This window comes from Nitrospiraceae bacterium (assembly GCA_020632595.1).
Classification (GTDB): Bacteria; Nitrospirota; Nitrospiria; order Nitrospirales; family UBA8639; genus Nitrospira_E.
Genome location: JACKFF010000003.1, coordinates 85280 through 110485 on the forward strand (window position 1 = coordinate 85280; position 25206 = coordinate 110485).

At 50.5% G+C, this 25206-nt stretch carries 22 protein-coding genes and 1 pseudogene; 3 read left to right on the forward strand and 20 right to left on the reverse strand.

What is annotated here, in order from left to right; genetic code table 11:
- The first annotated feature begins 35 nt into the window (after positions 1-35).
- Positions 36-698 carry a pentapeptide repeat-containing protein gene (locus H6750_07830; GenBank protein MCB9774222.1) on the forward strand — a complete coding sequence of 221 codons (663 nt, stop codon included), beginning with the start codon at positions 36-38 and terminating at the stop codon, positions 696-698.
- A 798-nt stretch (positions 699-1496) separates the two neighbouring features.
- Here H6750_07830 and H6750_07835 read toward each other — a convergent pair.
- From H6750_07835 to H6750_07845, 3 genes are all read right to left on the reverse strand, one after another.
- Positions 1497-2426 carry a GTP-binding protein gene (locus H6750_07835; protein ID MCB9774223.1) on the reverse strand — a complete coding sequence of 310 codons (930 nt, stop codon included), beginning with the start codon at positions 2424-2426 and terminating at the stop codon, positions 1497-1499.
- A gap of 53 nt (positions 2427-2479) precedes the next feature.
- Complete coding sequence (locus tag H6750_07840; GenBank protein ID MCB9774224.1) at positions 2480-3238, reverse strand: SIMPL domain-containing protein; 759 nt, start codon at positions 3236-3238, stop codon at positions 2480-2482.
- 255 nt (positions 3239-3493) lie between these two features.
- Positions 3494-4723 (reverse strand): TraB/GumN family protein, encoded by a 1230-nt coding sequence (locus H6750_07845; GenBank protein MCB9774225.1) that lies wholly within the window; start codon positions 4721-4723, stop codon positions 3494-3496.
- A 126-nt stretch (positions 4724-4849) separates the two neighbouring features.
- Between H6750_07845 and H6750_07850 the strand changes: the two genes are divergently transcribed.
- Positions 4850-5053, forward strand: coding sequence for a hypothetical protein (locus H6750_07850; protein MCB9774226.1), 204 nt, complete (start codon positions 4850-4852; stop codon positions 5051-5053).
- A 35-nt stretch (positions 5054-5088) separates the two neighbouring features.
- Here H6750_07850 and H6750_07855 read toward each other — a convergent pair whose 3' ends face one another.
- From H6750_07855 to H6750_07865, 3 genes are all read right to left on the reverse strand, one after another.
- Positions 5089-5400, reverse strand: a complete 312-nt coding sequence (locus H6750_07855) for a hypothetical protein (GenBank protein ID MCB9774227.1) — start codon at positions 5398-5400, stop codon at positions 5089-5091.
- A gap of 52 nt (positions 5401-5452) precedes the next feature.
- Positions 5453-7237, reverse strand: a complete 1785-nt coding sequence (locus H6750_07860; protein MCB9774228.1) for an aminopeptidase P family protein — start codon at positions 7235-7237, stop codon at positions 5453-5455.
- 173 nt (positions 7238-7410) lie between these two features.
- Positions 7411-7746: an STAS domain-containing protein gene (locus H6750_07865; protein ID MCB9774229.1), complete on the reverse strand. Its 336-nt coding sequence runs from the start codon at positions 7744-7746 to the stop codon at positions 7411-7413.
- 410 nt (positions 7747-8156) lie between these two features.
- On the opposite strand from H6750_07865, the gene recQ reads away from it, so the two are divergent.
- Positions 8157-10340, forward strand: a complete 2184-nt coding sequence (gene recQ / locus H6750_07870; GenBank protein ID MCB9774230.1) for a DNA helicase RecQ — start codon at positions 8157-8159, stop codon at positions 10338-10340.
- Positions 10341-10581: 241 nt separating this feature from the next.
- Here the strand turns inward: recQ and H6750_07875 are convergent, their stop codons facing one another.
- The 14 genes and pseudogenes from H6750_07875 to H6750_07940 form a co-directional block, all read right to left on the reverse strand.
- The gene (locus H6750_07875; GenBank protein ID MCB9774231.1) at positions 10582-11358 is read right to left on the reverse strand and encodes a hypothetical protein; all 777 of its coding nucleotides are present in this window, start codon (positions 11356-11358) and stop codon (positions 10582-10584) included.
- Positions 11359-11902: 544 nt separating this feature from the next.
- The gene (locus tag H6750_07880) at positions 11903-12415 is read right to left on the reverse strand and encodes a hypothetical protein (protein ID MCB9774232.1); all 513 of its coding nucleotides are present in this window, start codon (positions 12413-12415) and stop codon (positions 11903-11905) included.
- Positions 12416-12570: 155 nt separating this feature from the next.
- Positions 12571-12711 carry a DUF5615 family PIN-like protein gene (locus H6750_07885; protein MCB9774233.1) on the reverse strand — a complete coding sequence of 47 codons (141 nt, stop codon included), beginning with the start codon at positions 12709-12711 and terminating at the stop codon, positions 12571-12573.
- Positions 12677-12931 (reverse strand): annotated as a pseudogene (locus H6750_07890) (DUF433 domain-containing protein). The gene H6750_07885 and the pseudogene H6750_07890 overlap by 35 nt, the downstream one beginning before the upstream one ends.
- 378 nt (positions 12932-13309) lie before the next feature.
- A complete protein-coding gene (locus H6750_07895) occupies positions 13310-13798 on the reverse strand; it encodes a peptidylprolyl isomerase (protein MCB9774234.1) in 489 nt (162 codons plus the stop codon).
- 67 nt (positions 13799-13865) lie between these two features.
- Positions 13866-14567, reverse strand: a complete 702-nt coding sequence (locus H6750_07900) for a ribonuclease H-like domain-containing protein (GenBank protein ID MCB9774235.1) — start codon at positions 14565-14567, stop codon at positions 13866-13868.
- Between the two features lie 114 nt (positions 14568-14681).
- Positions 14682-14987 carry a hypothetical protein gene (locus H6750_07905; GenBank protein ID MCB9774236.1) on the reverse strand — a complete coding sequence of 102 codons (306 nt, stop codon included), beginning with the start codon at positions 14985-14987 and terminating at the stop codon, positions 14682-14684.
- 158 nt (positions 14988-15145) lie between these two features.
- The gene (locus tag H6750_07910; GenBank protein MCB9774237.1) at positions 15146-15676 is read right to left on the reverse strand and encodes a hypothetical protein; all 531 of its coding nucleotides are present in this window, start codon (positions 15674-15676) and stop codon (positions 15146-15148) included.
- 802 nt (positions 15677-16478) lie between these two features.
- The gene (sucD, locus tag H6750_07915) at positions 16479-17348 is read right to left on the reverse strand and encodes a succinate--CoA ligase subunit alpha (protein MCB9774238.1); all 870 of its coding nucleotides are present in this window, start codon (positions 17346-17348) and stop codon (positions 16479-16481) included.
- A 50-nt stretch (positions 17349-17398) separates the two neighbouring features.
- Positions 17399-18574 carry an ADP-forming succinate--CoA ligase subunit beta gene (gene sucC, locus H6750_07920; GenBank protein ID MCB9774239.1) on the reverse strand — a complete coding sequence of 392 codons (1176 nt, stop codon included), beginning with the start codon at positions 18572-18574 and terminating at the stop codon, positions 17399-17401.
- A gap of 83 nt (positions 18575-18657) precedes the next feature.
- Positions 18658-20235 (reverse strand): FAD-binding protein, encoded by a 1578-nt coding sequence (locus H6750_07925; GenBank protein MCB9774240.1) that lies wholly within the window; start codon positions 20233-20235, stop codon positions 18658-18660.
- Positions 20236-20256: 21 nt separating this feature from the next.
- A complete protein-coding gene (locus H6750_07930) occupies positions 20257-20973 on the reverse strand; it encodes a (2Fe-2S)-binding protein (protein ID MCB9774241.1) in 717 nt (238 codons plus the stop codon).
- 77 nt (positions 20974-21050) lie between these two features.
- Positions 21051-23297, reverse strand: a complete 2247-nt coding sequence (locus H6750_07935) for an aconitate hydratase (GenBank protein ID MCB9774242.1) — start codon at positions 23295-23297, stop codon at positions 21051-21053.
- Between the two features lie 76 nt (positions 23298-23373).
- A complete protein-coding gene (locus tag H6750_07940; GenBank protein MCB9774243.1) occupies positions 23374-25200 on the reverse strand; it encodes an ATP citrate lyase in 1827 nt (608 codons plus the stop codon).
- Positions 25201-25206 lie beyond the last annotated feature (6 nt).

A 25206-nucleotide genomic window follows, 5' to 3' on the forward strand; every position in this document is an offset into this window, starting at 1 on the left:
GATCCGTTTCGTCGTTCATCCCCGACACTCTCCTCATGGCCAATCCTGTACATATTGAACGCCTCATCAAGGGAGGAGTTGGAGAATGGAACAAATTTCGACGGACCAATCAGACGATTCAACCCGATCTGAGCGGAGCCGATCTTTCCGGATACGACTTTACCGGACTTGATTTAAGTCATGCCAATCTGGAAGGGGCAGACCTCTCAGACGCCTATCTTTTTCATGCCAACTTAACAGAAGCCAACCTCTCCGGCGTGAATCTCACCGAAGCCGATGTGCAGGAGGCCAATCTGATCAAGGCTAATCTCTCACATGCCACTATGAGCAGGATTGATTTGTCTGGAACCGGGCTCATTGCCTGCACCCTGGAGGGCGCGAATCTAGAGGGGGCCACTCTTACACGTGCTTCGCTTCCATGGGGAAATCTTACCCGTGCCAACCTGGCCAAGGCCAAGCTCCACTTAACTGATTTGCGTGAGGCTCAACTCGTACAGGCTAATCTGGAAGGGGCCTCACTTCAGGATACATCCCTGACCGGAGCGAACTTACAGGAAGCCAATCTCCAAGGCGCCACCCATGTCTCCATCGATCTTCTCGCCAAAGCCAAAACACTTTATCTGGCCAAACTTGATCACGCTCTCCTTGCACAGCTTCAATCAAATGCTCCAGGACTCTTCACCAATCCATTAGATTAATCCAGCCCTCGACCCTCTCTTTTCCTACTCCGCTCCAGCAAGATAAAAAACTGCTCTGCACGTCACAGAGATCATCAGTGACGCACCACATACGCGCGGCAGATTGCCTATCCAGTATGTAGAAGGATTTGTACTTTTCTGGAAGGCAGAACCGACACAACAAATGTGGGTCTGTTGAAAAAAGCCGCCAGCGGCGTTCTCGCCATTTTTCCGTACTCACGTACTACGCGTACGCTCCGCGCGCACAAGCGGCTGCGGCCTTGCTGGACGGACTTTTTTGAACCGACCCGGAGGCTTTGATGAGTGATCTAATCCTGGGCAAATTTGGCCTTGAAAATCTTTATTATTCAACACTCCCAATGTTGACCTCTCGATAAAAGATGCATAAAGAGCTGCACCTCGAAAGCAAGACATATTCCCTAAAGGAGCTTCGAATGGATACATGGTGCTCGCCTCTTTCCTGGGACCCCAGGGGTCAGGAATGAAATCTCCCGGAATCTGACCTGACGACCAGCTTTGCGTTCACAGCCGCTGATCGGCACCGCTTGGTAAGAAGAGTTTAGGCGTAGACTTGCGGAGACAGAGGAATCAGACACGCAGGAAGGAACGTTGAAGCGGGAGGGGTAGGAGAGTCAACATTGATGCATCCGTCGTACACTCACGCTATGCCGAAAGCAGGAGGGTGTTCAGACAACACCATGCGTGCTTTTGGGTAATCGACAATAATAGTTGATGATACCCACAAGTCCTGCTTGAATGAGAATCCGATCCGTGGAGAAACTGGTAAGACCGACGTCTCTATTTTCGACGGATGGCGACCAGGCGGCCAAGCATTTCTTTAGGAAATTGCGAAGGAGGCAAACTCAGATCAATGCGGGGACCAACACCTTGAACCAGCTTCGGACCTTCTGAGGTGTTCACGATGCCTTTGATGCGAAGGGCTTGCAGTGGTTGAAGTTGTTGAATAAGCTGTTCAGGTGTAAGGTCGTCAGAAAAAGAGAGTTCCTCTGCCTCAAATTCCTCATGCGTGTGAGGAAGGAGTTCGGGCTTTCGTTGAGAGTTGGGTGAAGCCTTTTTCCCGGGAAGGGAAGGAAAAACAATCGTCGTGTCGATTTCACCCTGAATGCTTCGAATCACTGGAGCACCAGGGGCCATATCCTGAAGAAGGTGCTCCAAGCGACCGATTGAGTCGGATGAAACTAAATCGACTTTATTGAAAACCAACAGATCCGCCGAAGATACCTGTTGCTCAAACGTGCCCTGCAGGTCCCGCCCTTGAGCCACTTGTTCGGCATTGACGACAACCAACGCTAAACTTTCACCCACCCACTCCGTGACGGGCTCCCGCCAAAACGTCAGGAGCGTTTCGAAGGGCAATGCCACGCCGGATGTTTCCACCACGACTCGATCCGGACGAATGGTTTCCCACAGATTTTGCAACGTGTTGAGTAATTCACCGGAAAGCTGGCAGCACACACACCCGCCTTCCAGTTCCACATAGCCTGGACCGCCTTCTTCTTGAAGCAAGGCCCGATCAATGCCTAATTCACCAAATTCATTGGAGATCACAGCCAATTTCAGACCCTGTTGTTGGGCATCGGCAATCAAATGCTTGACAAGCGTCGTCTTGCCGGCCCCAAGGAAGCCGGACACCACCAAGGCCGGAACGCCAAGGTCCGGCCCAGCGTTCCCAGTTCGTGCAACAGCTTCTGGTTTTTCATTGTTCATGGAGGGAATGCTCATGCCCACTAGGGACCGGAGGCGGATAAAGACAGGATTGCCTACTTCTGACTGATTTCATACACCAAGAGGACGGAGCCACGTATCGAGATTTCACCTGCCGACACCGATGCATCTCCCCCGCTATCCATCGCCATTGCCATGCGGTATCGACCCTCAGGAGGGGATGGAGAAACGCCACCCTCCAAGACATTGATTAGACGAACCAATTTGAGGTTCAAGGCCTGAGCCAATGCTTCAGCTTTGGCTTGGGCTTGGGCAGAGGCCTGTTTCAAGGCTTCAAGCTTGGTGGGTTGTTCATTTTGCAAGCCCCAGGCAATGCCTGAAAATTTGTTGGCTCCTACCTGTAAGACCCGGTCAACGATCTTTCCCACCACCTCTAGACTACGCACCTCCACATTGACGTGATGGACGACACGATAGCCGATGATACGGGGAACACTGTTCTCTAACGTTCCATCGGTTGGACGTCGCGGGGATGGTGGATATTCAGGAATCACATTCAAGGACGTCGTTTGAATGAGCTCAGAGGGAATATTTAACCGTCGGCATTCCTCCAAGACCTTCACGACCCGCTCCTGATTCTCCATTTGAACATCGGATAGCTTTTCTCCGGCTGTTTCGACCGCAAAACTCAACACCGCTTTATCCGGAGGCACATTGATCGCCCCCTCTGCGGACACGGTTAATCGTGGAAGACCCTCATCATTCGTTTCCGCCCACCCGGATACCGGGAGCAGCAGCAAAAATCCCAGGACCACACCATTCAATATTTTTGAGGCATTCATGGTCTTATACATTGACAAACCCCCTGAATGTTTTTGAGAATGGCTTCTAGTTATGACCAACACCGGTTCGATTCCTCCCCTGACACCTTCTGCCCCGGATCTGCCGGACCGTCTCTGCACCTGGTGTCAAACTTCTATGCTGAAACGTCTCGTCGGCGATGGCAGATTTATTCACTATACCTGCCCGAAATGTATTTTCCAGCATACGTCGAAAGTCCCCGCGCCCCAACACTAGCCTCACGGCGCATTACTTTGTTTTGCCCTTGATTAAAATAAATTGGAAACAATGCGGGTGCCCCCTACCCACGTGCCGATAAGGCTCCCGATCGTGGGAAGGAGAAAAGCCAAAAATACTCGCAGGAGTCGACTCTTCCACCACTTTCGTGGAATGGCAATATCCTCCGCCACGGTTTGAAACTCCCGCACCAGAGGCGGTTGCAAATAGGCCTGGATAAATGCCGTGACATACCCGACTCCGATAACGGGGGTGAGACTGGTAAACGGTGCCGAGATAAATGCAGCGGCGATGGTGAGCGGATGAGCCATGGCCAACAACCCGCCAATCCCACTGGGAATACCATTAGCCAAAATCCAAAACAATAAATTCTCTCCCGCAGCACTTAACCCTTTTTGCCATCCAATCCAGGCAATGGACCCCACTATCAGAACCGGGATACTCCAACCCACTGCCTTCCACGCCGGAGAAACGGGCGGGATGCTTTCAAGCTCTTCCAAGTCCACCTGCTCCCGGCCATTCAATGTGCGGCAAATGCCTTCCACATGCCCGGCGCCAACCACCGCGACAATCCGGGTCCCTGAGGCATCGGCAATTTTTTTGGCTAAATAGTGATCCCGCTCGTCAATGAGCACCGTTTTGAGCGTCGGCACCTCTTTCCCTAAGTCCTTCATCATTTCTGAAAGCACATCCTGCTTTTTGAGATTCCGAATCTCCTCTTCGGAGACTTCAGTGGTGTCGAAGATACTCAGCATGAGCGAGGAAATTAAGAGACTTTTTCGCCAGAATGGTGTGTTGCGCCAGGCCCGACGCATTGTCACCCGCACGTCCCGGTCAGCGAGGGTCACGGGAATATCATGCTTTTCGGCCATACGAATGGCCTCCAGCATTTCGGTGCCTGGAATGACGCCCAATTTATCTCCCAACCGCTTTTGGAAGGAAGACAAAATAAGATTGACCATCAGCGTACTGAGCTGCTGTTTCCGGATGATTTCCTTGAGGTCTAACGATTCCCATCGGTTAGGATGCGAAATGGCTTCAAAACGCTTGGCATCCAATTCGACACAGACACAATCGGGATGCTCCTGTTCAATGACGAGTTTGACCAAATCCACGGATTCTTGTGACACATGGGCCGTGCCAATCAGGATCACGGTCTTCCCATACACGGACAGACACAAGACATCGGCTTCATACTGCCCCACCAAACCTGTGGGTGATTCCGACACAATTGCTGGTGGGGTATAATCTGAATTTTTCATGGGCACACCATGACATATCCGGCAAGGAACTTGTCAAGCCTCATGGTTATCGACCACAATATTCTCATTACATTGACTTCAGTGACTATCAACAAACCATTCCAGCACGACGACATGGAGGTTTGAGTGCCATCCGAATCTCAACGACCCGTTCAACGTCCCCCCGTGTGGATGTGGATCAGTGCCGATGGAGGACGATGGCGGATCAATCATACACCAAACGGCGTGTGGTCCTGTCGGATAGGTCTTGGGGGAAAACGCGTTGGATCTTGGAAAACCGGACTTCCTCCTAGTCTGGACTCCTGGCCCAAAGGCAAAAATCAGGAATAAAGAACTCGCCTTGCACTGAGATTCTCGTCTAAAACTTACAAGTCAAACAGGAAATTGACATTATCCCCGCCAAAGGCTTTGACCGTTCCCTCAATCACTTTTTCGTTCTCTGAATACACCCACACCGCCACATCCGATAATCCGGTCAGTCGCTTCATCTGTTCCATGAGGACCAGAATGATTTTCCGCCCTCGTTCGCGATCGGCCGACAAACGATGAAACAGGCCCTGGGTTACATGGAGTTGGAGAAGATGGCCCTTCACAATCACTTTGGTAATCTCAGGATTTTGCCCCATTTGGGTTTTAATGGCATCCACGATCTCTTCATTCGATTTTTGGGTCTTCATAAATAGCTCCAGTTTGACGATGTTGCGAACAGCATGGAGAGAATTGGCGGATTTAGATGAGAGGTTGCGTCGCCAGCTCCAACCAGGCACGCGTATCGGTATCCACGAGGGATTGGAGATCCGCCCACACACGGGCATGATAGGTGTCCACCCACTGACGTTCTTTAAGCGATAACAATTCCATGGCGATGAGGGCTCGTTCAAATGGCACAATTGTCAGGGTATCAAAGGTCAGAAACCTCCGGGATGAGTTTTTGAAGGACTCATCCTCCACCACCGTCACCAGGTTTTCCAAGCGAATCCCATAGGCACCGGTTTTGTAATAACCCGGTTCATTTGACACAATCATCCCCGGCTTCAGGGCGACCGCATTGGCAGCCTTCCCGATCCGTTGTGGGCCTTCATGGACCCCTAAAAAACTCCCGACACCGTGGCCTGTCCCATGATCGTAATCCAACCCCATTGTCCATAGGGGCGCCCGTGCCAGCGCATCCAATTGGCTACCTGTGGTCCCTTCAGGAAATCTGGCCGTGGCCAGAGCAATATGGCCTTGTAACACGCGGGTATAACGATCACGATGTTCGTCCGAAGGAGGTCCAATCGCAATGGTCCGGGTGATATCGGTCGTTCCGTCCAAATACTGCGCTCCGGAATCCACCAGATATAATGTCCCGGACTCCAGACGCCTATTCGTCTCCGGAGTCGAATGATAATGCACAATAGCGCCATTTGACCCTGCACCCGAAATTGTAGGAAAGCTGCAATCCTCCCACAACGCCTGCTTTCGGCGACAGGCATCGAGATAGTCCACGGCCTCTAATTCAGTCACCTGTTCCTTGGGACCTTCCCGGGCCAGCCACGCCAGAAACTGACACATGGCCACTCCATCCCGTTGATGCGCCGCATAGGCTCCTGCAATTTCTACGGGATTTTTACAGGCCTTCGGGAGCACACAGGGATCATCTTTATGCACAAGATCAGCCCCACTCCGGGTTAATGTGGTGAAAATCCAGGAATTGGTTTTAGCCGGATCACACAGCACCCGATTCCCATGGGTCCCCAACTGTTGTAAGCCGGCTTCAAATTCCTCCGGTAGTGCAAAGGAAATGTCCGGACCCAAATGTGCTTGCAAGCCCGGGGTGATTTTTTTCGGATCGACAAACAGGGCGACCCGACCGGTGGCGTAGAGAATAGCCTCGCACAATGGTAGTGGAGTATGAGCTACATCCGAACCGCGAATGTTCAACAACCAGGCAATGGAATCGGGTGCCGTAATGATGGCCGCATCGATCCGGTGTTCCAAAAACCTCCGGCTTACTATCTCACGCTTAACCTGGGAAATTTCCCCCGAAAACTCCAGCAGATGAGGCTTGATCATACCTGAGGGTGGTTGAGGCCGATCATGCCAAACGCCATCGATCGGATTCGATGCACAGGGGACGAGTTGTGCACCGACTCGTTTAGTTGCGGTCTGAAACCGTTCGAGATCCCGCGGGGTATGAAGCCAGGGGTCATAGCCGATGCGATCGGTTGGTGTTGCACGAAGTGCCAACCATTCTTCTGGTGAAATTTCTCCACTATTGTGAAGCGTAAAGCTTTTCTCATCAACCTGATCAGCCACTTGAAGCGTATACCGGCCATCCACAAACATTGCGGCTTCATCCAGTAAGACAATCGCCGTCCCCGCCGAACCGGTAAACCCGGTCAACCAGGCAAGCCGCTCTGCGCAGGGAGGGAGATATTCATTTTGATATTCATCCGTATGCGGCACCACAAAGCCCGTCAATCGTTGACGGACCAGCTCCGCTCGTAGCGCCAGAAGATGTTCACATGCCATCACAACTTTCCCATTATCCTAAACTTTCCGGGTTGACTTCTTTCCTTGAGCGAGCCCTTGCGAGAATAACACATTCGCTACTGCCTGCCGATTGTTTAAACACATGCACCTCGCATACGAAAGATCGTCTACCATCATTTTAAACGATGAAAAAGGGAAGCGCACCCGAAAATCTAATGAATGGCTTGCAAGGCAGTCTCTTCGGTGGGATACGTCGGAACCAGTTGGGGAAAATTTGCGTCTTCCAGTAAGGTTTTCACCGGCTGTTGGGGTTCGACGACGCTCATGGCCATATGATTGTCATTCAAGTCGAGGTAGGCGAGTACCAGCCCCCCCAACCCAATGGTGTCCATGAACGTAACACCCTCCATATTAAAAATGATATGCTTGGCGCCGGAGAACCTGGCGGATTTCACCATCCCCTGGAACACTTTCCGGGAGTACACGGTCACTCGTCCTGAAATCATCAAGACCAGCGTTGTATCTTGCATTCGTTCGGCTACTTGCATTTTGACACCAGGGGTTATTTTGTTATTTTCGGCAATTTCCTCCGATTCTTGCTGAATGCCCCTGATTTCCTCATGATGTCGAGGGTCTTTTACAACACACAGGTAGACAGCCTCATGATGGAAAGAGCATTATGGCGGATCTTGGGCCGTCCACTGGCAAAAAATAACATACCGAAATTACGAAGAAACTGAGAGAAAATACAGAATATCGTGCCTGAGCGGCAGAAAGCTGTCGGAGTGGTCAAGGGGAAGGCAGCCCCGAGGCTCATTGGGGAATGTTCCCCCCACACAATGATCTTCGCTGCAGATCAGAAAATTCCTAACAACACTCTCCAGGAACATCTCCTACATTTGCGACAACTTCAATTGTGAAGAACAACTTATCCCCTCAACAAACCGACTCCCTGCACCTGCACTCTTCAACACCACCTCACCTCCTCTCTCTGTTAAAAGAACATTTTGGTTTCACGGCCTTTCGGCCTTTACAAGAAGAGATCATTCGGGATGTCCTCGCTGAGCGCGACGTGGTAGCCCTGTTACCCACGGGAGGAGGAAAGTCTCTGTGCTTTCAATTACCGGCGCTGGCACGCTCTGGCCTGACAATCGTTGTCTCGCCGCTCATTGCGCTGATGAAAGATCAAGTGGACGGGCTCCGAGCCAATGGCATTGCTGCAACGTATCTCAACTCATCTTTGACCGCGAAGGAATCCCAGATTCGCTTGAGGGGTCTGCACCAGGGAAACTACCGCCTCCTCTACATGGCACCGGAACGCCTCATGGTCCCCGGATACATCAGCCTAATCCGAAATTTTCAGGTCAATCTGCTGGCCATTGATGAAGCCCACTGCATCAGCGAATGGGGCCATGATTTCCGGCCGGAATACCGGAGACTTGTGGAACTCCGAGATCAGGTCCCGAACCTCCCGATCATCGCACTCACCGCCACCGCCACAGAGCGGGTGCAAAAAGACATCGTCACACTTCTGCGATTGCGTGATCCAGCCTGCTACGTCGCCAGTTTCAACCGGCCCAATCTGACCTATCAGGTCCAGCCAAAGGACAACCCGTTTGGACAAGTCCTCGCATTTCTCCGGAAACGCCCCAAGGACTGCGGAATTTTGTACTGCCAGAGCCGGAAAACCACGGAAAGTGTGGCCGATCGTTTACAGCATTATGGCCTGAAGGCACTGCCCTATCATGCCGGCCTGAGTGCCGAGGAGCGCACGCGGCATCAGGAATTGTTCCTGCGAGACGAAATCCAGGTGATCTGCGCCACCATTGCCTTCGGCATGGGAATCAACAAGCCTAACGTGCGATTTGTCATTCACTACGATTTACCAAAAAACCTCGAAAGCTATTATCAAGAGACCGGGCGTGCCGGGCGGGACGGCCTGCCAAGTGAGTGTCTCCTGCTCTTCAGCGCAGGGGATACGGTCAAGCAGCAACGCTTCATCAATGAAAAACCTAACTTCCAGGAGCAGCAGATCGCCAACAGGCAATTACAGGAAATGGTGCACTATGCGGAATGTGCCACATGCCGGCGTCGCACCTTGCTCCAATATTTTGGAGAACAGGTTGAATCCGAAAACTGTGGCGGATGCGATAACTGCCTGACGCCCAGGGATATTTTCGACGGCACAGATGCCGCGCAGACCGTACTCTCTTGCGTTGAAGAGATACGCGGAACAAGTGGATTTAGCGTCGGACTCAATCACGTCATCGCCGTACTCACCGGAGCCAACACCGAGAAAATCCGTCGATGGCGTCATGACCAATTAGCCGGTTACGGGAAAGGGGGAGCCCACCGGAGGCCCGAATGGGCTGCGATCAGCCGGGAACTCATCCGACTGGGATATCTCCAACAAACGGCAGATCCATTCACCGTGGTGGAAGTCACCGACCAGGGTCAGCATTTCCTTCAAGACCCCAAGACGCTCATGCTCACAACGCCCATGAGCACACCGGAACGCAAGGCGCTCTCTGGCGGGGACCTTGATCACGATGAGATGCTCTTCACTCGCCTCCGCCAACTGCGAAAAACGATAGCCGACGAGCGTGATGTGCCGGCCTACGTCATATTCTCCGATGTGGCACTACGGCAAATGGCACGCGACTATCCAACCAATGAACAGGAATTCCTCCAGATTAGTGGAGTCGGGAATCGGAAATTACAGGAATTTGGGCCTACGTTTCTGGCAGTCATCGCAAGGCACTTGGAAAATTATGCTCCCCTGACTATTCCAAAAGAGCCGACTCCCCCACCGGAACCACCGGTCTCTTCCAAAAGAAAGTCGCTTGGGGATACCGTCCATGATACGTTGCGCTTTTTTCGGTCGGGGCATTCCATCGAACAGATCGCCACTAAGCGCGGCCTAGTCACCAGCACCATCTATGGACACCTGGAACAGGCCATCCAAGCCGGTGAGCGGGTAGACCTCACCCAACTGTGGACACCGGAGCAGGAATTAGAAATGACCGCGGCTTTTGAAAAAACAGGGTTTGGCAATCTCACCGGCGCCAAAGAGCTACTCGGCAACCTCTACGATTTCGGCCAACTCCGGCTCTTCCGCGCCGTTCATGGCAAAAAGGGGTAATAATTCAATCAGATCCCTTTTCAGGCGTTTGTTATTCCAAGTGGGTGCCTACCACGAGCGTATTGGAGAATAGTGGGGAAGGGTTTCACGTTGTCTGCAAGTCGAAATATCATATGAGAGTCCCCGGCAGGCGGGGCTGATTTATGTTGAACCCGGGTTTGCTTCTGCGACATGAAAAAGGTCATACCAGGACGAGCCCTTTTATCCGCAGAATAAAAGGGCTCGCTCATGAGCAATCACACTAAGGGGTGAGGTTAATTTCGACGTTGAAGAAGTAGTCGTTGGCGCCGTTTCCTGGCCTCATCGTATCCACGGCAGCACTCGGGTCGGCTTCCCCTCCCAAGGGTATGGCAATAGCATCATTCGGTTGATCAAGAAAACTATCAAATAGTATTTGTTCGGGTATTGTTCCTAACCGTGCTATTTCCAGTCCACCTGGAGTTTCCCAGTTGAAGAGCGAACCTGAAGCAGATTGTACGATGACGGAATTGGGTGTGGCGGAAAAAACGTTGGTAACCACCACTGGAGTGGAGTTGAGATTGCCAAGATCTGGACAATCGGCGTCGGGGGGAAGCGAGCAAGGGTCAAACGTCTTAGGGTATTGGCCGAATTCAACAGTGTCGCCTGCATTAATCACACCGTCCATGTTGGTATCAACAAGCTCCGAGATTTCAACGTCGACTTGCGAGTCGTACGTTCCATTCCGGTCTGTGTCGGTGTATGCCCGGGAAAAAACGTTCCGTGCGATGACCTCGTTGCATTCTGCATCCAGAGTGATCGTTCCAGCACCATTTGAACTTGCGGGGAATATATCCCCGTGTTTGGCCAGGTGATTCTGGACTGCGTTCCCACTAACGGAAATTTTCTTAAAAACCCCTTCATCCGCGTCAAAATGGCATATCTCCACTTTTGGCATCTTGGCAGCTTCAACGTGCTCCGTTGCTAGAATACACAAACCCGCAAAAGCTGCGCTGAGCCATACCGATGATTTTTGCCCTCTTCGATCGACCAAATTCATAACATCCTCCAAATGTGTGGTTATGAATCATACATCGGTTGGTTACCCAAAAAAGGAAAGTACCACGGAGCCAAATAATTTCACCCACGGCCGAAAATAGTAAAATACAAGCGGACCCATCCTCCCATTAGTGAGTCGCGGACGTACTGGCTTGGGATGCTTCAACCAATGGTCAAGGCCAAAGCCCCTAAGTGGCATCAAAAACACTACACTTATTTCAAGGGGATTTTCTGTAGGCGGTATCGCCAATCAACGGGTATGAGCGGCCAGTGCTATCAATAAGGACTTGGAACAAGCTATACAAGCGAGTGAGCCGGTAGACCCACCCCTCTCCGGACACCAGAGCGGGAGTTAGAAATGACAGCGGGTTTTGGGAAACCAGGGTTTGAAAATCTCACTTGCGCCAACCTGCCATGCGGCGATCTCTATCACTACGGCCAACTCCTCTCCCGCGTTTTTAGTAGGGAAAGGGGGCCATGAGAAACTTCAATCCAACCTAAGGGATTTTACACTTTCATTCTGTTTCCACTTTATTGTGTGCTCTTTAATAACGGTCAAGTAGGGATGTCGTAACTCTGGCTATTTCGTTCTCTCGTGTGTATTCATATTTTGGATAGAACACCCAATATTCCTTTGGCAACTGAGAATCTCTGCCAAACTCCAATTTCAAAACCTCACCGTGCTCTTCTATTGCGATTTTAATTCGTTTCGTTGGATGGGTATGATGCGCCTGGAAAGGCCTATTATCCATGTTGTGTAGCATAGCCAAGACTTCGGCCTTCTCTTTCGCAAATTCGTCATTTATCAATATTTGGTAACCATCTCCTATGTCTGCTAGGAAATCTCTCGCCTCCCGATAGGAATAGAAGGACAAGATTTCGCTAAACAAAAAAGCGGCAAGAAAAGGGATGACAAACGCGAAAATGACCACACCTTGGAACCTGAATATTTTTTTGCGCCTCCATAACAAGTCTCTGATACCCAAAACAAAATAGATCAGTAGAGCAATGAATGCTGACACGTTCAGCACAGTTATAGCTTGATCAATCCAATACAAACAGGGTCTCCCCAATAGGCAACCTGCGAGGCTTCTAGTTGGTGAATATGTTTTGTGGAGCCATTTTCTATTCTTACTTGAATTACTTTTGTTGGATGTCCACGAAGGAGACTTCTATGCAAGAAACCGGAATCTTTAGAAACGATGATGAAACTCTACTCCAAAGCTAATTGCCAGATGGCTTCATCATCTTGGCCGGTTAGGCCAAAACCCTTGATATTTTTGGAGCCGGAAAAAACGAAGTCGAGAATGGGAGCGAGTTTAAAAGAAAGATTCTGGTCGAAAAGTAGCTTCATGGCAAGGCGCAGAAAGCTTCTTCTCACGATCGGCGGCAAACCAAATACTGGCATGAATATCATCTTTGGTATAATTCGGAAAATTACTGATAATTTCGTCCTCGGTCATCCCTGAAGCCAAGTATGCCAGTTCATCCGAGACCGTGATCCGCATGCCTCATATGTAAGGATTCCCACTACGTTTCCCATGTTCGATGGTGATGATATCTGCGTAGTTTATAGTCAACATGGTACCCCGAGGTTACAAAAATGCCAACACATTGACCAATTTTTCGCATGGAATAAAGCCTTCTTGCCTGCGTATGTCACTCTCCGACGCCTGCCGTCCAGGCCCTAATGGTGGACGCTCTTATCTACCGGCGGGCCTTGTCTGAATGCAGCGAGCTGGACCGCTCTTCCATGACTTGCGTCCACCATATCTGATGAGACAGGACGTGGCGTCACTGGTTTTGGCTACTTTTGCCAAAACAAAAGGAGGCCGTCTGCAGGGGCGAAACCCTGCATCTACCGTACATTTAAAAATACACGGCTAGAAACAGAAACATGGAACAGAGCTTGTTGATCAATTAAATGATATCCCTTACATGCCTATGACGATCTAATGATTATGGCCCCCATCATGTGAATGCCCATGCTCAAGTTCTTGCTTTGTGGCTTCCCGCACACTCAAAACTTTAATATCAAAGTTGAGCGCGATACCGGCAAGGGGGTGATTCGTATCAATGGTGACGGTATCCCCATCTACTTTCACCACCATAATTTGCTGCGTCGTGCCATCCGGCGCCTGCGCCTCAAAGACCATTCCCGGTTCAACCGAATCTACTCCCTCAAATGCAGCCCTTTCGATGCTCTTGATCCCGTCAGGAATGACCTCTCCATAGGCATCGGCAGGCTCAATCCTGACCTTCAGAACATCACCCTCTCCTTTACCGGCCAGCGCTTTCTCCAGCCCGGGGATGATATTCCCCGCACCATGCAAGTATACCATAGGCTTTGACCCATCTGAACTATCCAACACCTTACCGGCATCGTCAGTGAGCTTATAATTGACGCTGACCACCGAATTCTTCCCAATCAATACAGACATAATCTCTCCTTCCTTTTCCTATTTTTTTTTATGACTATTCACGCACGCAAAGGTGTATCTTCCACGCTCACCACCAGACCGTAAATTTTGATCGCGGCCATGGCTTATCCATCCATGACGTGTCAGGCAAAGGCAACTTGGAGGCTTCTTGAACGGTCAGCCATCCACCAGGCAATTCAAAATGGGATGTTGTGCCACGTCCGGTTATCCAACTAATTTTTTTCGCTTGTTCACTGGCTTCGGCCACATCCAACGTTAACCGACAATCCTGAGCCACATAATCCAGGACCGTCTGAAAGTCGCCATCCTTCCACAGCTTCGGGGCGACGGAGCCATCCACATTCGCGGGTTTACTCACACCAATGGCCTTCGCCGCGGCGTTGAGCTTAATCGGGAACCCTTTTCCGCAAAAGAAGTGATACATCATGTCCACGTGGCTCATCGCCAATTCACGGCAATCATCAACCTGGCCGGATTCTTCCGCCACAATCACAAAATCGAATCCCAGCCCATTGTGGGTGATGATGGTATAGCCCTCCTGCAATTTTCTTTTGAGATGCTCGACAAAGGCCGTGACATCCGCCTTGGTCATTTGCGGCGCAGGAGATCCATCTGGATTTTTCGAGTAAAATGTCACAGCCGATGATTCATCGCTGCACCAGGTGGCCATACAGGTGATGCCGAGAGGCCGATGATCATGTAAATCACCGAAATTTTCCGGCAAAATTTTTGCCGTTTCGATATCAAAGGCCAGATATTTACGGGACATTCGTCAACCCTCCCCACAATGGAACCGGATGGCCTGATTAAAGGTCATCATATCGACCGCCATCCCACGATTGTTTTGGGTTTTCAGGAACAATGCGGTGTTAGTGGTGTTTGATCAACACGGCGTTTCAGAAACAGCTTTTTGAATGACACCTTCGGCATCGAGTTCAAACGTTTTATGACACTCATACGAAGTGCCATACACTTCACCCCCCAATGGATGACGAGTTATCCGTTGAATATATTCCAACCGTTGTCCGCCGTCAGGCAAAGCCGTCTCTTTAGTCGGCGTCCCCATCACCCGAATAAGCTCTTCACGATGCACGCCCTTCCATCCATATAGTTGTTCCTGAGGGAAAAGACCGCAGCCCATGGCAAAAACACCTAAAAATGCTACAAAAATAAACGACAATCTTTTCACTCGTACATTCCAATCATCAGGTTCGACAGAATTGTTCTCTCTCATTACTTCCCTATACCGGGAAAGACTCATTGGCGGCGTATTACGTATTTAATTTCTGAATCGGCATTGCCCGTCTACAATCCATCCTTAGGACCTGAAGTCTCTCCCATCTGAAATTAACAGGTTAAATGGCGGCAAAACCACCATACCCGAGGATAAGGAGATATTTCCACTAAACGCGTTTCCGAATCTTTGGGTGTCGGGAGTTGCGATTGGATAGGAAGACCGGCTAAATCGGGATAAAGTGAACGAACTTCGGCTTTTGCGTCCTCTAAATCAGTTTCCACGAAAACCTCAACCAACCGAAGATACGTCGGGGGATGTATTTTCACTTCCCATTTCCCCAGATAATTCAATTCACCCTTCCTTACCTGGAACGTCAAATTCAATTGGGCCATAGATCGGAAAGCCCCTTCATTGATCTGGAGCCGCACCAACTCATATTCACCCGGCGGAAGTGCGAGAAAAAATGGCGAGTCCGCAGACTCGATATCCACCCGGAACCGTTCCGTCGTAGAGTGATTCATGAGCTCAAAAAATCGAACCTGTGGCGTATACCATCGGGTCGTCTGGCCGGTGAGGCTGGCTTGAACCTGCCCATAAACGATTGTTTGATCCGCTGAAAGACTGGCAGGCAACGGCGCCATTCTCGTAGCACATCCGAGGAAAGAAAAGACTATTCCGAGGACTACCATCAGGCTTCTTATTTCTTGCATGACCAAATAGCCTCTCGCGTTTTTCATCAATCGGTCTGAAAAGAAATTTTTGGCCTCAACAATACTACTTTCTTCTTGTGTGAACGAAATTGCATGCACCACATACCGAAAAAGCGGCCTCCCGGGTTCACCTGGTCGCTCGAAGTCAGTAAAGCAGAAAGCGGGCACCCAACCAAGCGTTGCACTTCCGCTTTTTTATTATATCAGAGGGATGATGTGTTCCTGCCGTGACGATGACACGAACCGTGTCCGATTTTTGTTCATGATGATGAATGATCATCATGAACGATACGCCCATTAAGATATTCGATAATGTGCGCCAATTTCTCAATGGAATTGACAATCAGGCGCATTGAATCCACCTGAATGCAGGAGGGCCCGCTATGCCAGATTTCAGGCCATGCGGATTCGTGTGTACTACGACGCCGGCCCGGCAAAGCGAGAAAGGGCTACTGCTCGATTTTCAAGGAAATCAAAGGCTATTCGCAGATTCAATAGCCAGCCAGCAGTTCCTGCGCGAGGAGACGACTCACCAAGGAGCCTTTGATGATGTGAATGGAATGTACGAAATCAATGGCGTCGATAGGTGAGCAAATTTGAGAATCAGACGGTCTGATGGAGGACATGCGTGGCACGTCTCAAAACCTGACTTCAGGAAGCTTATGGATTGAAAAACTACCGGACCTTTAAAAGAATGGGCACATGAGAGTGCCCGGAAAGAAATATCGACTGATCAACCCAGCACCGACTTCACCGTCTCGCCAATTTCAGCAGGGTTTTTTACCACCCGCACTCCAGCCGATTCGAGGGCGGCCATTTTATCGGCTGCAGTGCCTTTTCCTCCGGTGATAATGGCGCCGGCATGGCCCATCCGTCTTCCGGGAGGTGCCGTAATTCCGGCAATGAAACTCACGACCGGCTTGGTCATCTCTTTTTGAATATAGGCCGCAGCCCGCTCCTCGGCATCGCCGCCGATTTCCCCAATCATCACGACCGCTTCCGTTTCCTCGTCCTCCTGGAACATGTGCAACAAATCGATATACCCGGTGCCGATGAGCGGATCGCCACCGATGCCGACGCAGGTCGTTTCGCCAAGACCTAAATTAGTCAGCTGATTGACGGCTTCGTAGGTTAAGGTGCCACTTCTTGAAATGACCCCGACACGCCCTTTTTTATGAATGAAACCTGGCATAATCCCGATCTTGCACTCCTCGGCCGTTATAATTCCCGGACAATTCGGGCCGATCAGACGTGTAGTCTTCCCATAGAGCGCCCTTTGGACCCGAACCATATCATTGACAGGAATCCCCTCTGTAATACAGATGATCAGCCATATGCCGGCATCGGCGGCTTCTAAAATTGCATCGGCGGCAAAGGGAGGTGGCACAAAAATCAATGAGGTGGTGGCTTCAGTCTTCTTGACGGCTTCACGAACGGTATTAAACACCGGGATGCCTTCTACTTCCTGACCGGCTTTGCCAGGCGTCACGCCGGCCACAACTTTCGTTCCATACGCCTTGCACTGGGTCGCGTGAAATGACCCTTCTTTGCCGGTGATCCCTTGAACGACAACCCGGGTATTTTTATTCACCAAAATGCTCATGCCACATCACCTTTCACCAATCAAGGAGAATATTTCCACGATCAGGTTAACTATTTCTTTTTTCTGAGAGCGACAATACGTTGAGCGGCTTCCCAGAGGTCAGCGACCCCTTCGACCTTCAAACCTGATTCGGCTAGAAGCTTTCGGCCTTCTTCCGCATTGGTTCCTTGAAGTCGAACAACAACAGGTAGCTTGATGCCGACTTCCTTCGCCGCATCAATCACTCCATGGGCAATACGCTCGCACCGTACAATCCCGCCGAAGATATTAATGAATATGCCCTTGACCTTTTTGTCTTTCAACAGAATGCGAAATCCGGCTGCGACCGTCTCTTTTGTCGCCCCACCGCCCACATCTAAAAAATTCGCCGGTTCGGATCCCGCCAACTTAATGACGTCCATGGTTGCCATCGCCAAACCCGCCCCATTGACCATGCAACCGATGTCACCATCAAGTTTGACATAGTTCAGATTATTGCTACCCGCTTCAATCTCCAACGGTTCTTCTTCGTGCAGATCCCTGAACTTTTGAATATCAGGATGTTTAAATAGCGCACTGTCATCAATGGAGACTTTTCCATCCAACGCGACCAGACGCTTATCCGTGGTAATGACCAATGGATTTATTTCCACGAGCGATGCGTTTTTTTCCATGAACAGGCGGTACAGATTTTCCAACATTTGAAAAAACGGCTTCACCACTGCCGGCTCAAGCTCTGGAAGTCCCAAGCCGAAGGCCAGATTTCTTCCATTGTATCCCTGGAATCCAACTGCCGGATCAATGGACTCTTTCAGCAATTTGTCTGGTGTATGTTCGGCCACTTCCTCAATGTCCATGCCACCTTCCGTACTGGCAATAAACGTCGGAAAGCCTGACTCACGGTCGACCAGTAAACTCAAATACAATTCCTTAGCAATCCCTGCACCTTCTTCAATCAGTAAACGCCGAACTTTTCTGCCCTTGGGACCTGTCTGATGGGTCACCAGAGTTTTCCCGAGAATTTCCTTAGCCAGTTCCGGCACTTCAGTTTTATTTTTGGTTATTTTCACCCCGCCGGCTTTGCCTCGTCCACCTGCATGAATCTGCGCTTTCACCACAAATACGGGGGTATCAAGAACTGAGGCCCATTTTTCAGCCGCTTTGACGTTTTTGATTTCCTTGCCTTTGGGTACAGGAATCCCAAACTGCGCAAAGAGCTGTTTGGCTTGAAACTCGTGAATATTCATAAATCCTCTTCGTAGGTTCTACAGCTCAAATCGGAACATTCGGCGATGACAATATCCCGTTTGGTGATCAATCGACTTGACAATTACTTGTTGGTGTAAGCCGGCAAGACCATCGGTGAAATGATGCTAGCGGACACATGATGCCGTTTGGCTTCGGCTCGAAACCGCTTCAGATGGTCTAAGGTCAACGCACGTTTCGGCAGAGACTTGGACCGCTCTGCAGCAAAAATACCTGTTCGCTTGCCAAACACCATTAAGTCCAACAAAGAATTCCCCATGAGCCGGTTTCGCCCATGTAAACCGCCGGAGGCCTCTCCAGCCACGAATAAATTGGCCACAGGCGTTTCTCCATTCACATCAATCTTGACGCCCCCATTTTGGTAATGCAGCGTGGGATAGATCAGTACCGGATCTTTCCGGATATCGACCTGGTAACGCTCATACTGCCGAACCATCGCGGGAAAATGTTTATCCAATGTTCCGGGTCCATGTTCCACATCTAACAACGGCGTATCCAGCCAGACGCCTACCCTACCTGATGGTGTTCGAACGCCTCGCCCCTCTTCACATTCCCGAATGATCGACGAGGACACAACATCACGGGTATCCAATTCGTTCACAAATCGCTCGCCCTTCCCATTCACCAAATGGCCACCCTCAGAACGAATGCCTTCTGTCACCAGTGCACCGACTAATTGCTCAGGATACACCCCACCTGAAGGATGATATTGAAAGGTATCGATTTGAACGAGAGGCACGCCGAGACGATAGGCCAGGACCAGGGCATCCCCTGTCGCCCCGAAATGATTGCTGGTTGGAAATCCCTGAATGTGCAACCGGCCAATTCCGCCTGTTGCCAGAATCACCGTTTTAGCCGCAACGACGATAAACCGATTGTTGTCTAAGTCTTTCAGCACCGCTCCCGTGCAGGCCCCATCGGCATCGCTTAACAATTCCACCGCAGCGACAAATTCCAACAATGGAACCTTCTGGTTCAGCACTTCGTCTTTCAACACTCGCATGATTTCCAAACCGGTATAATCGGAGCAGGTTAACAGCCTGGCCTTTGAGCTTCCTCCCCCTTTTTTCACATGCAGATTTCCATCAGCATCCCGATCGAATAAGACACCCAATTCCAACAGCCATTTCGCAATAGACGGTCCCTCTTCCACCATGACCTTTAACAACTGGTGGTCATTTTTCATGTGCCCGCCCTTTAGGGTGTCCAAGAAATGCTGGACAGGCGAATCGTCAGAGCCGACGGCAATTTGCATCCCTCCTTGGGCCATAACCGAGTTGGAATCCCCCAGGCGCAACTTGGTGGCTAGTAACACATTGGCTCCCTGGGCGTGGGCATGGAGCGCCGACGCGCACCCCGCCCCTCCTCCACCAACGACAAGAACATCCACGGTGTAATCCGGAGTGAGATTAAGGTCTGACGGGACCGGGCTCTCCCCTTCCAACAGAGTCGCCACTTCGGTCACAGTTGATTGACCCGCATTCGGGCCAAAAACTATGGGACGGTAGGCATGAGCCCGATGATCAGGATGGTATTTCTTGATAAGGCTATCCCGTTCGGCTGGAGAAAGCTTGGGAAAACTTTTAGACCGACGGGCGTCTCGGGTTTGATGAACTAAATTTCTCTGATCGGTAAGTTCCATGAGAAAAGCAAGAAAAACAGCTTAGGTTGTGGCGGCGGAGGTATTTTGTAATTCCTCATCGGACAACTTAAGGATACGATCCCATTCCTGTTGAAAATGTCCATCGGTAATCTCCTGAATACGTTTCGATAGGCCTTCAGGTTTTTCGGTGAAATGCACGCCTTGAGCGCGGCTGGCATAAAGCGCGACAAGATTGGGAGCAATATCAGCGATACAGACGGGCGCGCACATTCCACACATAACACAATCCATGAACATTTCAGAGACCGCTTTAAAATCGCCAAACACCGCTTTCCACACCCCTTCCCGCACGTCAATATGTTGCGGGCAAGCTTCAGTGCAGGCATTGCAGTTCCGGCATAAGGGAGCTTCAGGATAGAGCGTAAACAAATCCTGCTTAGGATCTTTGAGCTCAAGAAGGTTGTAGGTTGCTTTTCTCGCCGGAAAAGCCGGCATAAACGAAAAGGACATGCCATCCTCGACTGCCATCGAACAGGCCAAACAGGTTTTGACCTTTGGATCGTCTTTCGTACGGTAATAGGTCGCACAGGCTCCACAGAACCCGCCTAAGCATCCAACTCCACGAATCACATCCTGCCCTGCATACCACAGGGCCTTGATCAGGGTGATACCGGCGGGAACCTGGAACGGCTTCCCTTCAATCTCCACCGTAACCATCTTGGGTTGGAGACGCTCTTCTTGCTCCAAAGTATTTTTCTTATCCAATGTGTCCGGCATAGCTCAGAGATAGTACCTTATACGATTGACAAATTTCTCGTCGTGCGTTTCAACCACCCGGCCCAATTAAATGGGTATTAATTTAACGCATTCAATGCGGACCCAGCCTTAAACCAGGTGATCTGTTGTTCGGTCATACTATGATTGGCCTGAATGACCACTTCCTGACCGTTCTTCTTGTGAAGAACGACTTGCACTGGCTTGCCTGGCGCTAGCCCACTTAACCCTTTCACACTGATCCGGTCTTCTTGTTCAATTTGATCATAATCCTTGGGATTCGCAAACGTCAGCGGAAGAATGCCTTGTTTCTTGAGATTAGTCTCATGAATGCGAGCAAAACTTTTTGTCAGGACAGCTTGGACGCCCAAAAATCGTGGAGACATCGCCGCATGCTCACGGCTGCTCCCTTCCCCATAGTTTTCATCTCCCACCACAAACGACCCCAAACCTTTTTCTTTATACCTTCGGGCAATTTGCGCAAGAGTCAATCCTGACTCTCCGGTTAAGACATCATTGCCTTTTCCCGCCTCGTCTGAAAAGGCATTGTTGGCTCCAAGAAACATGTTGTCACTGATCTTGTCCAAATGTCCCCGGAATTTGAGCCATGGGCCCGCGGGAGAAATATGATCCGTCGTGGTCTTTCCTTTGGTTTTTATTAATAGCGGCAACTTTTCAAAATCTTTTCCATCCCATTTTGGGAAAGGCTTTAATAACTGCAATCGCTCGCTGGTAGGAGGAATGTCCACTTGAAGCTTCGATCCATCCTCAGCAGGTTGGACAAAACCTTCTTCCCCTTTGGCAAAACCCTTGGCCGGCAATTCATCCCCCTGAGGCGCCTCAAATTTGAAGTCTTTCCCATCTGCGGTTTTTAATGTACCCGTGATCGGATCAAAGCCCAGATCACCTGAAAATGCATAAGCCGTGACCACTTCAGGACTGGCCAGGAACGATAACGTCTCACTCACCCCATCATTCCGCCCAGGAAAGTTTCGGTTAAACGTACTGACAATGGAGTCGGCTTTACCTTTCACGGCATCCGCGCGTTTCCATTGACCAATGCAGGGTCCACAGGCATTTGCCAGGACGGTGGCTCCCATACTTTCAAAGGTCTCCAAAAATCCTTCGCGTTTCATGGTGTGGTAAATCCGTTCTGATCCCGGGCTGACCAGAAAAGCCGTTTTGGCTTTAAGCCCAGCTTGCAACCCTTGCTTGGCAATATGCGCCGCGCGACCGATATCTTCATATGAAGAATTCGTACAGCTTCCGACTAATGTCGCTTTTAATTGAACGGGATAACCTTTTTCTTTGGCTTCCGCTGCCATCTTTGAGATGGGTCGTGCCAGGTCAGGGGTATGCGGTCCCACAACATGCGGCTCAAGAGTGGACAGATCGATTTCGACGATTTCATCAAAGTATTTTTCCGGAGACTGATAGACCTCCGGGTCCGCAACCAACATGCTTCGATTGGCTGCGGCCAATTTGGCGATATCGGCCCGCTCCGTGATATTCAAGTACGCTACCATTTTTTCATCGAACGGAAAAATAGAAGTCGTGGCTCCCAGTTCAGCTCCCATATTGGTAATCGTGCCTTTGCCTGTCGCACTGATGGTTTCCGCCCCAGGGCCAAAATATTCCACAATCTTATTGGTTCCACCCTTCACCGTCAGGAGGCCACAAATATACAAAATGACATCTTTTGGCGATGCCCAGCCATTCAGCTTTCCGGTTAACTTCACCCCGATGAGTTTGGGATGGAGAACCTCCCATGGAAGACCCGCCATCACTTCCCCCGCATCGGCTCCACCGACGCCAATGGCCAACATGCCCAACCCCCCACCGTTTGGCGTGTGTGAATCGGTGCCAATGATCAATCCTCCAGGAAATGCATAATTTTCCAACACCACCTGATGGATGATCCCGGCCCCAGGCTTCCAGAATCCGATCCCATATTTCTTCGCGGCCGAGGCCAGAAAATTATAGACCTCCCTGTTTTCATCACATGCCCGCAGAAGATCTTTTTCCGATCCGACTTCAGCCCGGATCAAGTGATCGCAATGGATCGTACTCGGAACAGCGACTTTATCTTTCCCCGCTTGCATAAACTGCAACATAGCCATTTGGGCCGTCGCATCTTGCATCGCGACTCTATCGGGACGAAGAGCCAACATGGCTTTTCCCCGTTCCCAGACTTGGGTATCGAAATTATCCGCATGGCTGACCAGGATCTTTTCTGTCAGCGTGAGAGGCCGCCCAAATTTCTTGCGAGCTTTGTCCACAATTCCCGGCATTGAAGCATATAGTTTTTGGACCATTTCTAAGGACATAGCACCTTCTCCTGGGTTCAGTTCAACATGGATAAGATTGATAAGATTCGACCAAATAAGTCCATTCACACCCTCATTACTTTAACGGTGGCACCTCGCGCCGCTTTGGAGAGGCATAATTTACCAGATAGTCAAATAATCGGATGAGCCTACTCCCTTGCCGCTTTTGATCCGTCCAATGTCCAATCATTCCGATGGTTCGCGACAAAATGAAGAAGCCATTGAGGCTATCAACCGGAAAACCAATATCGACTAATACCGCCGCCATAGTTCCATCGACGTTGAGAATGAGATTATCTTTTTTGACAGCGGTCACTTTTTCCACTTCCAATGCAAAATCCAAGTGCGGCGTGGCCATGTTCAAACTTTTCACATATCCAACCAACTCCTTCACCCGCTTATCCGGATTTTTCAAGCTTTTGACTCGATGCCCGATTCCCGGAACCGGTCCCACATTTTTCTTCATGTAGACGAGGAAATCATCAACCGAAAGTTTGTTGTCGATCGCGTATTTGAACCATCGCCCCGCGTCCGTCACCGCCCCGCCAAATCGCGGACCGATCATAATCATACCGGCTGCGACGGCTTGAGATAATCCGATTCCAGCACAAGCGGCGATAATCGTCGTCAAGGCTCCACTCACACATGGGCCATGATCAGCCGACAGCATGATAATGCGTTTAATGATTTCGGCTTCTTGTTTGGAGACAAGGCGATTGTCCCATAGCAAGCCGATAACATGGGGGATGTCATATCCGTTATTGATCAGTTCAGAAGCCGGATACCCTTGGTAAAGCGGTTCGTCACCCCGGTCGTCACTGATTGTGGAACGAATCAGCGGCGTTACCAGCACTTCCCCCTCCTTCATACTCTCTTGAACCGTTTTGGGGAGCCTGGGCATGTCCGCTGGAGACAAATCCGGTATGGGCTTGACCTGACCGCTTTTCAGTAATTCCTCGTGAGTGGCCTTGATAGCCGGCCCTAGAGCACCAAAGGTATCGGGCACAATCGCGCCGGCCTTTTTCAGAGCTTCAGACTTTGCCCGCGCAGACCCCTCACCCTTCAATCCTTCTTTCGCCCCAGCATGCCCGAATTTCATACCCTTTGGAAGACTCTCCTGGCAGAACCCTGATACGACCGCGAGTAATTTAATCCGTCGTTTCTTGGCGCCATACCATTCGGCGGCCCGTTCTTCCAAATCTCCGCCCATCTCCCCGACAATGACCACCGCTTTGGTTTGCGGATCATTTTCAAACATTTCCAGGTAGCTGACATAGTCAGTTCCCGGGTAAGCATCACCACCGATACCGATCGCCGTCGTGATGCCGTCTGCAAATTGGGAACATATCCAAATAATCTCGTTCGACAATCCCCCGGACTTGGTGACCACGCCGAAGGAACCAGGACGATATAGTTTGCATGCCACCAAGTTATCAAACGCCCCCCCTATCACTCCGAGGCGGCATTCTCCTGCCGACACCACCCCAATTGAGGAAGGGCCATTAAAGGTCTTCCCAAGCTTACGGGCATGCTTCCCCAAAAGCTTGGCATCTTTTTCCGGCACCCCTTCGGTAATCATGGAGACCGTTTTAATATGCGGGTCGTTCAAGGCTTCCATGGTGCCGGCATAGGCCCGGTCTGCTCCGATATAGACCAGACTTGTGTTAATCTCCGGGTGATTGGCCGTCGCTTCGGCGACGGTTTTATAAATGGGGATCATTATTAACTCGGTCCCACAAATGATCTCGTTGGTCTTCCCCGCATCGGGAGGATAGACGAAGGCAGAGACATTTAATGGTTGCTTAATCATGTACCGGAACTCAGCCATACGACGAGCGGCATTCACTCCGGCCACCCCCCCTTGAATGACGACATGCGTGTCTTTCGTTGCAAGAATACTCATCGAAAC

Coding starts and splice junctions, on each gene's coding strand:
- H6750_07865 (MCB9774229.1), bottom strand. CDS start 7,746: ATGCAAGTAGCCGAACGAATGCAAGATACAACGCTGGTCTTGATGATT.
- H6750_07900 (MCB9774235.1), bottom strand. CDS start 14,567: ATGTCCCGTAAATATCTGGCCTTTGATATCGAAACGGCAAAAATTTTG.
- H6750_07860 (MCB9774228.1), bottom strand. CDS start 7,237: ATGGCATGTGAACATCTTCTGGCGCTACGAGCGGAGCTGGTCCGTCAA.
- H6750_07875 (MCB9774231.1), bottom strand. CDS start 11,358: ATGAATTTGGTCGATCGAAGAGGGCAAAAATCATCGGTATGGCTCAGC.
- sucD (MCB9774238.1), bottom strand. CDS start 17,348: ATGAGCATTTTGGTGAATAAAAATACCCGGGTTGTCGTTCAAGGGATC.
- H6750_07940 (MCB9774243.1), bottom strand. CDS start 25,200: ATGAGTATTCTTGCAACGAAAGACACGCATGTCGTCATTCAAGGGGGG.
- H6750_07885 (MCB9774233.1), bottom strand. CDS start 12,711: ATGAAGCTACTTTTCGACCAGAATCTTTCTTTTAAACTCGCTCCCATT.
- H6750_07835 (MCB9774223.1), bottom strand. CDS start 2,426: ATGAACAATGAAAAACCAGAAGCTGTTGCACGAACTGGGAACGCTGGG.
- H6750_07930 (MCB9774241.1), bottom strand. CDS start 20,973: ATGCCGGACACATTGGATAAGAAAAATACTTTGGAGCAAGAAGAGCGT.
- H6750_07830 (MCB9774222.1), top strand. CDS start 36: ATGGCCAATCCTGTACATATTGAACGCCTCATCAAGGGAGGAGTTGGA.
- H6750_07845 (MCB9774225.1), bottom strand. CDS start 4,723: ATGAAAAATTCAGATTATACCCCACCAGCAATTGTGTCGGAATCACCC.
- H6750_07855 (MCB9774227.1), bottom strand. CDS start 5,400: ATGAAGACCCAAAAATCGAATGAAGAGATCGTGGATGCCATTAAAACC.
- H6750_07925 (MCB9774240.1), bottom strand. CDS start 20,235: ATGGAACTTACCGATCAGAGAAATTTAGTTCATCAAACCCGAGACGCC.
- H6750_07895 (MCB9774234.1), bottom strand. CDS start 13,798: ATGTCTGTATTGATTGGGAAGAATTCGGTGGTCAGCGTCAATTATAAG.
- H6750_07840 (MCB9774224.1), bottom strand. CDS start 3,238: ATGTATAAGACCATGAATGCCTCAAAAATATTGAATGGTGTGGTCCTG.
- H6750_07935 (MCB9774242.1), bottom strand. CDS start 23,297: ATGTCCTTAGAAATGGTCCAAAAACTATATGCTTCAATGCCGGGAATT.
- sucC (MCB9774239.1), bottom strand. CDS start 18,574: ATGAATATTCACGAGTTTCAAGCCAAACAGCTCTTTGCGCAGTTTGGG.
- H6750_07910 (MCB9774237.1), bottom strand. CDS start 15,676: ATGGCGCCGTTGCCTGCCAGTCTTTCAGCGGATCAAACAATCGTTTAT.